Origin of the sequence: Granulicella sp. 5B5 (assembly GCF_014083945.1) — a bacterium.
GTDB lineage: Bacteria > Acidobacteriota > Terriglobia > Terriglobales > Acidobacteriaceae > Granulicella.
Genome location: NZ_CP046444.1, coordinates 3867521 through 3882627, shown reverse-complemented (window position 1 = coordinate 3882627; position 15107 = coordinate 3867521). Strand labels below are relative to the sequence as shown.

11 protein-coding genes and 2 tRNA genes are annotated in these 15107 nt (G+C 60.2%); 7 read left to right on the top strand and 6 right to left on the bottom strand.

Translation table 11 applies throughout. The features are described 5' to 3' along the window. Nucleotides 1–45: 45 nt before the first annotated feature. Nucleotides 46–2349 carry a xanthine dehydrogenase family protein molybdopterin-binding subunit gene (locus GOB94_RS16435; protein ID WP_255484098.1) on the top strand — a complete coding sequence of 768 codons (2304 nt, stop codon included), beginning with the start codon at nt 46–48 and terminating at the stop codon, nt 2347–2349. Here the strand turns inward: GOB94_RS16435 and GOB94_RS16430 are convergent. Then, a complete protein-coding gene (locus GOB94_RS16430) occupies nt 2346–2615 on the bottom strand; it encodes a glycosyl hydrolase family 28-related protein (protein ID WP_255484097.1) in 270 nt (89 codons plus the stop codon). The genes GOB94_RS16435 and GOB94_RS16430 overlap by 4 nt on opposite strands. A gap of 540 nt (nt 2616–3155) precedes the next feature. Further along, nucleotides 3156–3232: transfer RNA gene (locus GOB94_RS16420), tRNA-Asp, on the bottom strand. 224 nt (nt 3233–3456) lie between these two features. Between GOB94_RS16420 and GOB94_RS16415 the strand changes: the two genes are divergently transcribed. The 6 genes from GOB94_RS16415 to GOB94_RS16390 all read left to right on the top strand — a co-directional run bounded on the left by GOB94_RS16415 (nt 3457) and on the right by GOB94_RS16390 (nt 10904). Continuing rightward, nucleotides 3457–3533, top strand: a tRNA-Val gene (locus GOB94_RS16415). A 272-nt stretch (nt 3534–3805) separates the two neighbouring features. Continuing rightward, nucleotides 3806–4852, top strand: a complete 1047-nt coding sequence (locus tag GOB94_RS16410; RefSeq protein WP_182276899.1) for an SMP-30/gluconolactonase/LRE family protein — start codon at nt 3806–3808, stop codon at nt 4850–4852. Between the two features lie 34 nt (nt 4853–4886). Next, nucleotides 4887–7559 (top strand): glycoside hydrolase family 3 protein, encoded by a 2673-nt coding sequence (locus GOB94_RS16405; protein WP_182276898.1) that lies wholly within the window; start codon nt 4887–4889, stop codon nt 7557–7559. Nucleotides 7560–7628: 69 nt separating this feature from the next. After that, nucleotides 7629–8513: a ChbG/HpnK family deacetylase gene (locus GOB94_RS16400; protein ID WP_182276897.1), complete on the top strand. Its 885-nt coding sequence runs from the start codon at nt 7629–7631 to the stop codon at nt 8511–8513. Nucleotides 8514–8548: 35 nt separating this feature from the next. Continuing rightward, complete coding sequence (gene bshA / locus GOB94_RS16395) at nt 8549–9733, top strand: N-acetyl-alpha-D-glucosaminyl L-malate synthase BshA (protein WP_182276896.1); 1185 nt, start codon at nt 8549–8551, stop codon at nt 9731–9733. 70 nt (nt 9734–9803) lie between these two features. Further along, nucleotides 9804–10904, top strand: coding sequence for an alpha/beta fold hydrolase (locus GOB94_RS16390; RefSeq protein ID WP_182276895.1), 1101 nt, complete (start codon nt 9804–9806; stop codon nt 10902–10904). Here GOB94_RS16390 and cobA read toward each other — a convergent pair. The 4 genes from cobA to GOB94_RS16370 all read right to left on the bottom strand — a co-directional run bounded on the left by cobA (nt 10901) and on the right by GOB94_RS16370 (nt 15081). Next, nucleotides 10901–11710: a uroporphyrinogen-III C-methyltransferase gene (cobA, locus tag GOB94_RS16385; protein WP_182276894.1), complete on the bottom strand. Its 810-nt coding sequence runs from the start codon at nt 11708–11710 to the stop codon at nt 10901–10903. The genes GOB94_RS16390 and cobA overlap by 4 nt on opposite strands. After that, entirely contained in the window at nt 11707–12351 is a 645-nt protein-coding gene (locus GOB94_RS16380) for a bifunctional precorrin-2 dehydrogenase/sirohydrochlorin ferrochelatase (protein WP_182276893.1), read from the bottom strand. Before GOB94_RS16380 ends, cobA begins: the two co-directional genes overlap by 4 nt. 9 nt (nt 12352–12360) lie before the next feature. After that, complete coding sequence (locus GOB94_RS16375; protein WP_255484096.1) at nt 12361–14091, bottom strand: nitrite/sulfite reductase; 1731 nt, start codon at nt 14089–14091, stop codon at nt 12361–12363. A gap of 243 nt (nt 14092–14334) precedes the next feature. Further along, on the bottom strand, nt 14335–15081 hold the full coding sequence (locus GOB94_RS16370) for a phenylalanine 4-monooxygenase (RefSeq protein ID WP_182276892.1): 747 nt from the start codon (nt 15079–15081) through the stop codon (nt 14335–14337). Nucleotides 15082–15107: the final 26 nt, after the last annotated feature.

Here is a 15107-nt window from a genome sequence, read left to right as displayed (position 1 = left end):
AACGAGAGTGCCTAACCGCGCGGTTCGCGCAGGAGACAGAGTCCTATGATGTTCAGCGAGTTTCTCGACTTTATCCAGTCCGGGCAAGGGCAACCCGGTGCACAGGCGCCGGTGGGTGACCCGTCGGAGATCATCGGCACTGCCCTGCCCCGCATCGACGGGCCGCTGAAGACGACGGGCAGCGCAAAGTATGCGTCGGACTACAACTTCAAGAACATGGTGTACGCGGTGCCGGTGTGCGCGAAGGTGGCGGGCGGGACGATCCGCAGCCTGGATGCGAGCGCTGCGAAGAAGATGCCCGGCGTCGTGCTGGTGCTGCATCACGGCAATGTGCCGCCGATCTATCGCAATGGAAGCGGTGGACGGAACAGCGAGGGGCGGCCGCCGCTGACGGATGAGGTGATCAGCTACTGGGGCCAATATGTTGCGGTGGTGTATGCCGAGACGTATCAGCAGGCGCTGGCTGGGGCGGATGCAGTGAAGGTGAGTTACAACGCCGACAAGTTCGACGTGTCGCCGAAATTGGACGATGCGATGCCGGCGATCGGTGCCGAGGGCGGACCGCGGGTGTTGAGCCATCGCGGCGATGCGGACGCGGCGTTTGCTTCTGCGCCGGTGAAGGTGGATGTGGTGTATCGCACACCGGTGGAGACACACAACCCGATGGAGATGCATGCCACGGTAGCGGTGTGGGACGGCAAGCGGTTCACGCTGTATGAGAGCTCGCAGGGTGTAGTGAACCACCTGACGGTGATGGCGCAGGTGCTGGGCGTGCCGAAGGAGAATATCGACGTCATCTCGCACTTTATTGGATCGGGGTTTGGCGGGAAGCTGTTTCCGTGGCCGCACTCTGCACTGGCTGCGGTGGGGGCGCGACAGCTGAACCGGCCGGTGAAGCTGACAGTAGACCGTTCAATGATGTTTTCGAATGTGGGCCATCGTCCGCGGACGGAACAACGGATACGATTGGGCGCTACGCCTGATGGGAAGCTGCTGGCGCTGGCGCAGGACTATCGCAACCACACGTCGCTGCATGATGACATCCGTGAGAACTGCGGCGAGGCGACGCCGTTTTTGTACAGCACGGCGAACCTGCAGGTAAGCTCGGCGCTGGTGCGGCGGAACGTGGGCACGCCGACGCCGATGCGTGGGCCGGGTGCTGTGCCGGGGCTGTTTGCACTGGAGTCCGGAATGGACGAGCTGGCGATTGCGCTGAAGATGGACCCGGTGGCACTGCGGCTCGGACTGGATACGCTGACCGACGAGAGCAATGGGAAGCCGTTCTCGTCGCGCCACTTGAAAGAGTGCCTGCAAGTGGGGTCGGAGAAGTTTGGATGGGCGAAGCGCACACCCGAGGTCGGGTCGATGAAGAAGGGCGACCTGGTGCTGGGCTGGGGCGTGGCGTGTGCGAGCTGGGGCGCAGGGCGTGGACCGAGCCAGGCGAGCCTGAGCCTGCAACAGGACGGACGTGTGCGCGTGAGCTCGGCGACGCAGGACATTGGGACGGGCACTTACACGATCGTGGCGCAGGTGGTGAGCGACAAGACGGGTATCCCGGTGAAACGGATTGATGTGAAGCTGGGCAACAGCGAATTTGTGCCCGGGCCGATGTCGGGTGGGTCGACGGCGACAGCGACCGTTGTGCCCTCGATCGCCGACGCGGCGAATGCGGCGATAAAGACGATGCTGCAGATTGCGAGCTCGTCGAAGAGCTCTCTGTTTGCGGGCAAGAAGGCCACCGATCTGGCATTTACGGACGGTCGCGTGCATTTGAAGGACAAGCCCTCTTCGAGCGGCGTGCCGTTTGGGCAGATATTGAAGGCTGCAAACATGGCCAGCGCCGATGGCGAAGGCAAGAGCGGCGGGCTGGGATCAGACACGAAGGCGCACGATTATTCGACGCACTCGTTTGGCGCGCAGTTTGTAGAGGTGGAGTGGGACCCGGGAATCGCGAGGCTGCGCGTGAGCCGCGTAGTAAGTGTGATCGACGGCGGACGGATCATCAATCCGAAGACGGCGACGAACCAGGTGGCCGGCGCGGTGGTGATGGGCGTGGGCATGGGGCTGTTCGAGGAGACGATCTACGACCCGCGCAACGGGCACGCTATCAACGATAACTTTGCAGACTACATTGTGCCAACGAGCGCCGATTCGCCGAAGGTGGATGTGCACTTCCTCGATATACCGGACCCGCAGATGGGCGAGTATGGTGCGCGCGGCATCGGCGAGATCGGGCTGGCGGGAGTGGCGCCTGCGATCACTGCGGCGGTGTATCACGCGACCGGTGTACGGGTGCGCGAGCTGCCGGTGCGGATCGAAGATCTGCTGACGGCGAAGGTCGCTGTTTAGTCGAAAGGGCGTTGGGCCGGCAAGATCCGATTTTTGTCCACGTTGTCGAGGCTCTCATCTCCGTGGTCGAGATACAGCGCAACGTTGCTCCTGAGTCGGATGGAGTAACACACATACGTTCCGGCTGGGAACAAGACCGTCCCGCCACCTGCTGTCGCCGCTGTTTCAATCGCTCGATTGATGGCGGGCGTGTCGATCGTAGTGCCATCACCCTTGGCACCGTGGTGCTTCACGTCGAACACTGACGCTGGTTTCAATGGAGGCATCGACAAGGCTTCAGCTCGTGCGCCAGGAAGTAAAAGAGAAGCGGCTGCCGTGCCTGCGACCCCCTGCCCTGCGGACTTTAGAAACTCTCTTCGCATCATGCTCATAGAACTTAGTCACACTTTCTATTTACAACGAGCTAGTCGGCTGTTATTTGATTGCACCAGAAGCTGCCGCTGAGACATAACCCACGCTACTTGAATTCAACATTGAAAAGCACCGAGACACGCGCTGTAGGGAGCTGGCATCGTCTGCGAGGGTGCGTCGGCTGGCACGCCTTCCGACACACCCTGGCTACAAACCTTCGTAGCCAGGGCGTCGACGCGAAGGCTGCGCAGTGGCTTCTGCGTCACGCGAGTTTGCGCGTCACCATGGACGTTTACACCCGCGTTGTGTCCGCAGAGGAGTGGAATGCAAATGGCCTGCATGTTGGATTGTTGCTCGGAAAATCATAACGAGGGATTTCGGTTGATCCCGAATCATCCCTCGTTTGCACGACCTGAATTGCCACTGTGCCGTAAGCTCTTTATTTACTGAGCTTATGGCGGGGACGACGGGGCTCGAACCCGCGACCTCTGCCGTGACAGGGCAGCGCTCTAACCAACTGAGCTACGTCCCCAACGTTTATTAGTGTAACAGATTCAGCAGAGGTACCATCCACAGGCGGACCATGATTTGCATCGCAGCAACAGACGTCGAAATGGTCGCATAGCGGACTCGTGAAGCCAGGCCGGATCGTCTGTTGCAGCATCGTTGGTGATGGGTAGTGAGAGGAGATTGCTGCAATCGTCTCAATCCCCTACACTGGAAGAGCATCTGGACGCGTCTCGGCGACAGACAAGTGGGCGGATAGCTCAGTTGGTTAGAGCGCCTGCCTTACAAGCAGGATGTCGGGGGTTCGAGTCCCTCTCTGCCCACCACTTTTTCTTCCAACCAAATTTCAAGTAGCAGAAACTTGCATGCCCAATCATAGTGGGCTTCATGCTCGTTGCGTCTCGTCGACTATGCGTACTTAGCGATTGCGAAACGATATTTATTTCCCCCTAAATAATAAATCCATAGGTGATTTCACAATGCTTTTCCACTTTAAAAATGACTACCACTGTTTGATTTTTTCGGAACATGACATAAATCGAATTTCCGCGTAGCATTGCCGACGACAGAATTTCACCCTGCCCGAAAGCGCCTGACCATGCTCTTGAAAGCGACCCTGTCTCTGATACTTCTCGCTGCGGCGGCTATCCACGTCTCCGGCGACGGACCTCCGAAATCACACGATGGGATTGAACGCCTCGCTCCTGAGATCTCTGCCATTCTGCCGGCCGGCGCTCATGTAGATGCCGTAGCCTCTGGCTATACATGGACCGAAGGCCCTGTCTGGGTGCACTCCGGATATCTGCTCTTCGCCGAGATCACCAGCAACAGCATCCGCAAGCTCGGCCCAGACGGCAACGTCACGATCTTTATGCAGCCGAGTGGCTATACCGGTGGAGCGCCCTACGGAGGCCGCGAACCCGGCTCCAATGGCATGACACTCGATGCTTCGGGGCGACTGACCGTTGCTGGCCACGCGGGACGCAGCATATGGCGGCTCGAGTCGCTCGATCCACATGCCACTAGAACTATCCTCGCGGATGCTTATCGGGGCAAGCGTCTCAACAGCACCAACGACCTTGTCTATCGCTCGGACGGCTCACTTTACTTCACCGATCCACCGTATGGGCTGCGCACGCAGAATGATTCCGATCCCGCCAAAGAGCTTGCGATCAATGGTGTGTACCGAATCTCCGGCGCGTCATCACACAAGCCCGGAGCGCCGCCTGCGAACGCGAGCTTGCAACTGCTGATCAAGAACCTCCCTCGCCCCAACGGCATCGCGTTCTCACCCGACGAGAAGTTCCTCTACGTGGATAACAGCGAACCGCAGAAACTCTGGATGCGCTACCCCGTTCACGCTGATGGATCGCTCGGCGAGGGCGTCGTCTTCTTCGACGCGACATCCGACCGACGTCCGGGAGCGCCCGATGGGATGAAGGTCGATCAGCGGGGCAACATCTACAGCGCCGGTCCTGGTGGCGTCTGGATATTCTCTCCTTCCGGCAAGCATCTTGGCACAATCCTACTGCCTCATCCAGCGAGCAACGTCGCATGGGGCGATGCTGACGCAAAGACCCTCTACATCACCGATAGCGGAGAGCTGTTCCGTATCCGCATCAACATCCCTGGCATTCGCCCCTGAACAGCAGCTTCGAACCATCAGGAGTTCTTCAACGATGTCTCGCCTCATCCAAAGCCTCATCGCCGCTGTCTTCGCAATTGCCCTTGTTGCACCCTCTCTCTATGCGCAACAGATGCAGTCGCTTCCGTATAGGGACACTACGCTGCCGCTCGACCAGCGTGTGCATGACCTCATCAGCCGCATGACGCTCGAGGAGAAGGTGCAGCAGATGCGCGATCACGCACCGGCGATTCCACGCCTTGGCGTGCCCAGGTATGACTGGTGGAACGAAGGTCTGCACGGTGTGGCCTTTGCGGGAAAAGCCACGAACTTTCCGCAGGTCATCGGCATGGCGGCCACGTGGGACACACATCTCGTTCATGAGATGGCGCAGATAATCTCCACCGAAGCCCGCGCCAAGTACAACCAGGCCATGCGCGACAACGACCACGAGATGTTCTTCGGGCTTACCTTCTGGGCCCCGAACATCAACATCTTCCGTGATCCGCGCTGGGGCCGCGGCCAGGAGACCTACGGCGAAGACCCGTATCTGACCGGGCACATGGCCGTCGCGTTTGTCACAGGCATGCAGGGCGACGACCCGAAGTATTTGCGGGTCGTCTCGACGCCTAAACATTTTGATGTACACAGCGGTCCCGAACCGACACGGCATCGAGCCAATGTCGACGTATCTGCGCACGACCTCGAAGATACTTACCTTCCGGCGTTCCGCGCCGCCATCACGGAGGCGCACGCGCAGTCGGTGATGTGCGCCTATAACGCGATTGACGGCGCTCCTGCCTGCGCGAACACAATGCTTCTGCGAGACCATTTACGAAATGACTGGCACTTCGATGGCTATGTTGTCTCTGACTGTGCGGCGGTTGCCGACATCAACACCGGCCATCACTTCGCGCCCGACATGGCACATGCCGCTGCCGACGCGGTAAAAGCGGGCACCGACCTCGAGTGCGGTTTTGCTCAAGGGCAGGCATTCCCTGCTCTGGTCGATGCAGTCCATCAACACCTCATCACCGAAGCCGAACTCGACATCGCTCTGACGCGCCTCTTTCGCGCGCGCTTCCGCCTTGGCATGTTCGATCCACCGTCCAGCTACGCCTACGGGCGCATCCCGATCACCGACAACAACACACCTGCCCACCGCGCGCTCTCACTGCAAGCCGCGAAGGAATCGCTTGTGCTGCTCAAGAACGAAGATGGCATTCTTCCATTGAAGGCTGGCACGCAGCGTATTGCAGTCGTTGGACCTGAAGCTGAGCTCGTGCAGTCCTTGCAGGGCAATTACAACGGGCCGCCGCAGTCGCCGGTCTTTCCGCTTGAGGGTATCGAGAGGCGATTCAGCTCCGCGCACATTGCGTATGCGCAAGGCTCCACGCTCGTCGACGGCTTCGCAATCCCCATCGAGCGGACGGTTCTCCATCCTACTGATGGACATGGGGAAGGTCTCACTGGTGAGTACTTCAGCACGGCTGACTTCTCGGGCAAGCCCGTGCTCACTCGCGTAGACCATACCATCAACTTCAACTGGGACAAGTTTGCGCCGGTCGCAGGGCTGGAACGCAACAACTTCTCCGTACGCTGGACTGGGACTCTGACACCACCTGCTCCCGGCGACTACAAGCTCGGCGTCCGCGTGAATTATTGCTATGCCTGCGAGAACACTGAAGGCTTCCGCCTCTATCTTGATGGCAAACTGCTCGTTGCCAACAGCGCGAAGAGCACGGGCGAACGTGGTCATGTCATCGACAGCACTGCTCACTTCTCCGACACCAAACCTCACGCCATTCGCCTTGAATACCTGCATGGCACCGGAAGCGCCGGGATCGACCTTACATGGCAGCCGCCCGCCGAAGCACTGCGTGCGCAGGCCGTGGCTGTGGCTAAGGCATCGGATGTCACGATCGCATTCGTCGGTCTGTCACCGTCACTCGAAGGCGAAGAGATGCCTGTCAAGCTCGACGGATTTACCGGTGGCGATCGCACCTCGATCTCCTTGCCTGTTGTGCAGGAAGAGTTGCTCAAGGCACTCGCTGCCACCGGCAAACCGCTCATTGTGGTGCTGCAGAACGGCAGCGCGCTGGCCGTCAACTGGGCGCAGGAGCATGCGAATGCAATTCTTGAAGCCTGGTATCCGGGTGAGGAGGGAGGCACCGCCATTGCCGACACACTCGCGGGCGATAACAATCCGGCTGGCCGCCTGCCACTGACCTTCTATGCCTCACTCGATCAACTTCCCGCCTTCGATGACTACTCCATGCAACACCGCACTTACCGCTACTTTGCGAGTAAGCCTCTCTACGGGTTCGGCTATGGACTTAGCTACACGGCCTTCAACTATTCGCAACTCTCCGTTCCAACGTCAGCTGTCGCCGCCGGCTCGCACGTTGTCGTTGAGGGGAATGTGAAGAACACTGGCAGCCTCGCAGGAGATGAGGTGGCCGAGCTTTACCTCACGCAGCCTGCAGGCTTCGAGACGCCACATCGCGAACTCGTTGGATTTCAGCGCATACATCTTGCTCCTGGTGAGTCAAGGCACCTCACCTTCACCATCGACCAGCGGTCACTCGGGCAGGTGGATCAACAGGGCAATCGCGTTGTCCTGCCGGGCGAGTACACCGTTTCGCTTGGAGGCGCGCAGCCTGGCGACGCTGCATCTGTCCGGACAGCACATTTCACTCTCGCCGGTCGCGCTGAGCTGCCCAAATAACTTCGGTACCCTTCGCGGAACCTTCGGTGTTGCTAAGTGGAGGGCCTGTCGTCGTACACTGACCATTGCATGGCCGCTCGCCTCATCATCAACGCAGACGATTTCGGCCTCACCCGCGGTATCAATCGCGCTATCGAAGAGTTGTATCAGGCAGGCACTCTCAGCTCAGCCACGCTCATGGCGAACGGACCTGCCTTTGACGATGCGGTCGCCATCAGCCACTCGAATCCAGGCCTTGGCGTGGGTTGTCACGTCGTTCTTACGGATGGCATACCCACGGCTCCTCTTGACGAGATTCCTACACTGCTTGGCCCCGATAGGAAAAGCTTTCGCCCTGATCTTTCTTCGTTTCTGCTCGATCTGGTGCGTGGCAAGATCAGCGAGGCTGAGGTCTTCCATGAATCGCTTTGCCAGATCAGCAAGCTCCAACGCGCGGGCATCACTGTTACACACGTTGATACGCACAAACATACTCATATCTGGCCGCCCGTTGCTCGAGCTGTCGTCGGCGCTGCGTATGCAGCAAAGGTTTCTGCCATCCGCAATCCCTTTGAGCCTCCGTGGAGCCTCGCTCTTGGCAACAGCAAGCTCGTGCGCAATCTGCAGGTGCGCTTGATGCGCTATCTGCAGCCGCGCTTCCTTGCGCTGCCGCAGATCCGAGACGGCCTAGTCCGCACAACAGACGGCACTATCGGCATCTCCGCCACTGGTAACCTGAATGCCGACACACTTCGAAGGGTGCTCGATGCCATGCCCGATGGACTTTGGGAGCTTGTTTGCCATCCCGGCTACAACGATGCCGATCTGGGCCGCATTGTTACCCGTCTTCGCTCTCACCGCGAGATCGAGTACCATGCGCTCCTCTCACAAATTTCGCAGCGCAAAGCGCAACCAAATGCTCCAGAACTCATCCACTATTCAGCGTTAGCGGAACCCTCGATTTCCGTCTCCTAGTTCACCGTACTCTTATCTGATTTCCCCAGGCACTTATGAAGATTGGCATCACCTGCTATCCCACCTACGGCGGTTCCGGTGTCGTAGCCACCGAGCTCGGCATTGAGCTGGCTGCGCGCGGCCATGAAGTCCACTTCATCACCTACTCGCAGCCTTTTCGCCTTACGGGTCGCGAAGCCAACATCCGCTATCACGAGGTGCCGGTCTCCAACTATCCTCTCTTCGAATACCCGCCATACGACCTCGCACTCGCTACCCGTATGGCTGAGGTCGCGGAGATCTACGGACTCGATCTGCTGCATGTTCACTACGCCATTCCGCACAGCATTAGTGCTCTGCTCGCGCGGCAGATGCTTGCCAAGCGTGGTATCCATCTGCCTTTTATCACCACACTGCACGGCACGGATATCACTCTCGTCGGCCTCGACCGCTCTTACCTGCCAATCACGCGCTTTGGCATTGAGGAGTCCGATGGTGTAACTGCCATCTCTGCTTACCTGCAGCAACACACTGTGGAGGCATTCGGTGTGACGCGACCGATCAAAGTTATCCGAAACTTCGTCAACTGCGATCTCTACATCCGCAACGAAGAGCTTCTCGCACAACAACGCCCGCTGTATGCAAAGCCAGATGAGCGGCTTCTCGTGCACCTCTCCAACTTTCGACCTGTCAAACGCGTGCTGGATGTCATCGAGGTCTTCGCGAGGGTCGCACATGCACTGCCTGCGCGCCTCCTCATGATCGGCGATGGCCCCGAGCGTTCCGCTGCAGAGTTTCTCGCGCGCCGTCTCAACATCTCCGAACGCGTCACCTTCGTTGGTAAGCAGGAGAACGTCAACGAACTCCTGCCGCTCGCCGATTTGATGATCATGCCCAGCGAGATGGAGTCCTTCGGTCTTGCGGCGCTGGAGGCGATGGCCTGCCGAGTGCCGTCCATTGCTACGCGTGTCGGCGGCATCCCAGAGCTGATATGGGATGGCCGCGGTGAAGGCCCCGGGGGCTCCGAGAGCAATGGCGACGCAGCCAACGGGCTCCTGTATGAAGTCGGCGCCATTGAAGCGATGGCCGAAGGTGCGATCTGGCTGCTGAGTGATCCCGCTCGCTTGGACGCCATGGCAACCGCTGCGCGACAGACAGCGCAGGCGCACTTCTGCACCTCGCGCATCATCCCTCAGTATGAACGCTACTACGAAGAGGTCGTTGCACAGCATACTCCGTAGTTAAGCGGTGGTCTGTCTGGATTTGCCTGGGATATTCTTGCGTCACTGATATCAACGCAGGAGTCTCACCATGCGCAACATGCTCTCGATTGCCCTCTTCATTCTTGCCTCTGCTGCTGCGGCGCAGAGCGCGTCTAAGCAAGCCCCTGCCGCGCCGGTTTATCATGGCGTGCAGAGTGAGTACACCGCAAAGGACTTTCACTTTGGCTCCGGCGAGACATTGCCTGAACTGCATCTGCACTACCTCACGCTCGGCACACCGCACCGTAACGCTGCTGGTCATGTGGACAATGCGGTACTCCTGCTGCATGGTACAGGTGGAAATGAGCACACACTCTTTAATCCGGTTTTTGCCGATGTTCTCTTCGGACCTGGGCAGCCACTGGATGTCACGAAGTACTACCTGATCTTCCCCGATGACATCGGCCATGGCGACTCCTCCAAGCCCTCTGATGGCCTACACATGCGGTTTCCGCACTACGACTACGACGATATGGTGCGGTCACAGCATCAGATGCTGCTCGAAGGGCTGCACGTGGATCATCTGCGGCTTATCCTCGGCACCTCAATGGGCTGCATGCAGAGCTTTGTGTGGGGCGAGACCTACCCTGACTTTATGGACGCGCTGATGCCGCTGGCTTGCAATGCTGTCGCCCTCGCCGGCCGGAACCGCATGACACGGTATATGGCAATCGAGAACATCGAGCATGATCCGAACTGGAAGGATGGCGAGTACACGAGCGAACCACTCGAAGGGTTGCGGGATGCCAACGAGATGCTGCTCATCATGGGATCGTCGCCATTGCAGATGCAGAAGCATTACCCGACGCGCGAGACGGCTGAACAGTATGTCGATAAATATCTCGAGCGCACAGTAGCTGCGACGGATGCGAACAACATGATCTATTACATCAACGCTTCGCGGAACTACGACCCGAGCGCAAACCTCGCCAAGATCAAAGTGCCAGTGATGTGGATCAACTCCGCGGACGACTTCATCAACCCGCCTGAGCTGGGCATCGCTGAAAAGCAGGTACATGAGATGCCGCGGGCGACGTTTGTGCTGCTGCCGATTACGGATGCGACACGAGGGCATGGAACACATACGGTTGCGTCGATCTGGAAGGACTATCTTGTAAGGCTGCTGGCTGAGTCGGAGCCGAAGAACTAGGATTCCTCGTGGAGTTCCATTGCGCGGTCGATGAGGTTGAGGACCTCATCGACCGTTTTGTTTTCAGCGTGGAATAACGGCTCCAGCGCTCGTCCGACTAGCAGGAGCAACGGCGCAGGGCCGCACACAAGCGCAGGCAATTCACTTAGTCTGGCCATAGCATGGCTCTGCCTCGGAGTGGCCGCATGTGAGATCGCACAACAAGGAATGTCTGTGGCGAGCCCGGTCGCAGCGAGCTCTGCCGCAATCCGTACCGTATCGCGGCCTGGCATGTAAATAGCCAAGGTTGCATCGTCCGGCAGTGGGCCGGACCACAGCGGTGCCGTCGATTGCTTTTCAGCCGCGTGATGGCCTGTGCACAGGATCAGTTTCGATGCGCGTTTGCGGTCGGTCAACGGCAGTGCGAGTACTGCGCCGGCGGCAAAGGCCGCGGTTACTCCGGGAACAACTTCGAGCGGGATTTGCGCAGACTGAAGCGCAGCGATCTCCTCGCCCGCGCGGCCGAAGACCAACGGGTCGCCGCTCTTGAGACGCACAACCGACTGCCCTGCGAGCGCGGAGTCAATCATCAGCGTGTGGATCTCGGCCTGCGTGATGCGTGGCCTGCCGCAGCGCTTGCCCACGCTGGTGATGAGCGCGTGGCGGTGTGCGAGTGCCAGTACCTCATCAGGGACGAGGTCATCATGAAAGATCACATCCGCTGTTTCGAGCAGGCGCAGAGCGCGCAGCGTTAGCAGTTCTGGATCGCCAGGGCCTGCGCCTACGAGATAGACGTGTCCCTTCTCGGCGCGTGTGATGCGGCTCATGCGGTCTCCTTCGGCAGCCAGCCGTGTTCGCGGGCGTGCTGGCGGGCGCGCATGCGCGAGGGACATTGATCGAACCCGCAGACCTCACGTTGCGCGAGTTCATGCAGCAGCAACTTGCGTTGATCGCCGATCGGTTCGACGGCTGTGACCTCGCGACGCAGACGGCCTAGCTCCATGAGCCATTCACCGGTATCCAGCGGCAACGCTGCGTTGATCTCCTTGCGCAGACTCTGTGCGAGCGCAGGGCTTTCGCCAGCGGTGGAGATGGCGATCTGCAGCTCGCCACGACGCACTACCGATGGGAAGTAGTAGTCGCAGAAGGGTGGATCGTCGACCGCGTTGCAGAGGATATTGGCGGCATTCGCCTCTGCATAAACGGCGCGGTTGACAGCGGGCGTGTTGGTCGCGGCGACGGCGAGGAATGCGCCAGCGAGATCGCCTTGCGTGTACTCGCGGCGATGCCAGGTGATCTCACCGGACTCAGCCCAGCGCTGGACTCGTTCGAGGCCTGCAGGCGCGATGACCGTTACGCTGGCTTCGGCAATGAGCAGGCTTTCGATCTTCGATTCAGCGATAGTCCCTGCGCCGATGACAACGCAGGGCCGAGCAGCGAGCTTGAGGAAGATCGGGAAGAGGCTCATGGCAGAATCTTAGCCGACGCTCGCGGGCACACGGCCCGGCGAGGGGTCGCGCTCGACGGCTTCGACGACAGCGCCATTCAGCAACGCGCGAAGATCTTCGTCGCTGGTGCGGCGGAAGTAGGAGCGCAGGTCTTCACCTGGCGTACGTGCGGTCAGATAGCCGCTCAGCAGGCGTTCGATGGCTTCTGGGCAGTCCTCGGCAGCGGCGCGGTAGCCGATCTGGCGGGCGATGCCGGCGTGCTCTCCAACCGCGCCGCCGACGCAGAAGTAGAAGGCGTCGACCATCTGGCCGTCCTTCTTGAGCTTCTTGCCTTCGAGGCCGATGTCGGCGATCCAGCTCTGGCCGCAGGAGTTGGTGCAGCCGGTGACGTGCAGGCGAATCTGTTGATCGAAGTTCGGCAGACGGTGCTCCATCTCTCCGACCAGCCACTTGTTGAAGGCCTTGGTTTCGGCGATGGCGAGTTTGCAGTACTCGGTGCCCGTGCAGGCGACGGCGCCACGGAAGAAGACGGTCGGCTCGACCTGCAGGCCGAGTGCTGTGATCTTGTCTACAAGAGACGCGACTTTGTCGTTGGGGATATTGACGAGGACGATGTTCTGGCCGATGGTGGCGCGGAGGTGGCCGTCGCCGTGGGTCTCAGAGAGTGTGGCGAGCGCATGCAGCTGCTCCGGGTTCAGGCGGCCGTTGAGGACGGTTGCGCCGACGTAGCTGAGACCGGGCTGCTTCTGCGCATGGACGCCGACGTGATCGCGGTAGACGTCATCCGCGATGGGGCCTTCGTCAGCGGGGTCGAACTTGTAGCCTAGTTTCTCCTCGATAGCGGCAAGCATCTGCTCGGCGGTCCAGCCGTGGCGCATGAAGAGGTACTTGATGCGGGCGCGGGTGCGGTTCTCGCGCAGCGCGTCCTGCTCGCGGAAGATCTCGCAGACGGCCTTTACAGCGTCATACGCCTTGTCCTGCGGGATGAAGGCGTTGAGGCGCACGGCAATGTGCGGCTCGGTGGAGAGGCCGCCACCGACGCGGAGCGAGTAGCCGATCTCTTCCCTGCCGTCCTTGACGCGCTTGAGGGCGGTGAGTGCAACGTCGTTGATCTCGGGGTACGAGCACCAGATGGGGCAGCCGGTGACGCTGATCTTGAACTTGCGCGGCAGGTTGTAGAACTCAGGGTTTGCGGTGAGCTTCTGTGCGATCTCGACGGCGAGCGGCGAGGCATCGATCAGTTCGTGGCCGTCAATGCCGGCGAGTGGGCAGCCGGTGACGTTGCGGACTACGTCGCCGCAGGCGCCCTTGGGCGAGAGGCCGATCGCGGTGAGCGCGTCGACGACCTCGGGCAGCGACTCGATGGTGAGCCAGTGGAGCTGGATGTTCTGGCGGGTGGTGATGTCAGCCACGCCGCGTGCGTACTTGGCGGTGAGGTCGGCGATGACGTGCAGATGGCGTGCGGTGAGCAGGCCGTTAGGCAGACCGATGCGCATCATGAAGTAGTCGCTGGCGAGGCCTTCGCCGTTTTTGCCGCCGGTGACGCCGAGGCCGTCGCCCTGGGTGTAGACGCCCCACCACTTGAAGTAGAGGCCGGTCCACTCTGGCAATACGCTGCCGCGGCCCTCGCGGGCGAACTGGCGGACCTCATCCCAGGCATCCCAGGGGTTCTTGGCGAGCTTCAGACGTTCGGCGCGCTGCGCCTTGGTCTCTTTGGGCGCCTTAGTCTCTTGGATCGGTGCTGCGGTTTCCTGGCTCAACTGGATCTCCTATGACGGCATACAACAAAGCCCACGATGCGGATCGTGGGCGCTCGGTAGAAAGCCTGCTTCTGGTTCTTACTAAGAAGTGGCTCCGCGCGCCTGAGTGTAAGAGCACGGACAACAGGCCGCGATGCGTGAAGACTTCATAGAGCTAAGAGTAGTGACGCTTTAGCCCAGCGTCAATCCTCATAATTCTTATGACGCATAGGAAATTCTTATGAGCGACAGGAAGCCGCTTTCCTAGCTGAGTCGCGATGCGGCTTGCTTCGCCGCCTCGTAGATCTGCTCGAAGCTCTCGATGGCGTAGAGCACGGGCTGCATCTCGCTCACGTTGACGGTGGTGTTGAGCACTTCGTCTAGATTGAAGTCGCGGATTTCGGCTCCGCCGGTGACGACGTGTGTGCACTCCCCGTGGGAGGAGATGAGGCCACTGCCGTAGACCTTAAGTTGGCCGCGTTCGCGGATGACGCCGAACTCGACGGTGAACCAGAAGAGGCGGCCGAGGCGTTCGAGGTCGTCCGGCTGGGTGAGTGAGGCGCAGAGCTGGCCGTAGTGTTGCAGGAAGTCCGCGAAGACCGGGTGCGCGTGCATGGGGACATGGCCGAAGACGTCGTGGAAGATGTCGGGTTCGGGGGTGTACTCCATGGCGTCGCGGCTGCGAATCCAGATGGTGGTTGGGAACAGCCGCGCGGAGAGCATCGCGAAGAAGGCGTCCGCCGGCAGGAAGCCGCTGACCGGCGTGGACTGCCAGCCGGTGACCGGCTGCAGGCGGCGGCTGACGGCGGCGAGGTCGGGCAGTTCAGTGGGTTGGAGGCCGATCTGGTGGAAGCCGTTGAGGTACTCTGCGCTGGCGTGCTGCTCCAACTGCGGCATGCGGCGCGAGACCAGTTCGCGCCAGATGGCGTGCTGCTCAGGGGTGTAGGCGTTCCAGTCCTGCTGGATGAGGTAGCTCGCGTAGGCGTTGGGTTCGGTGGCGACGGACGACATGCGAGGCTCCTGTTCCATCAGGATAA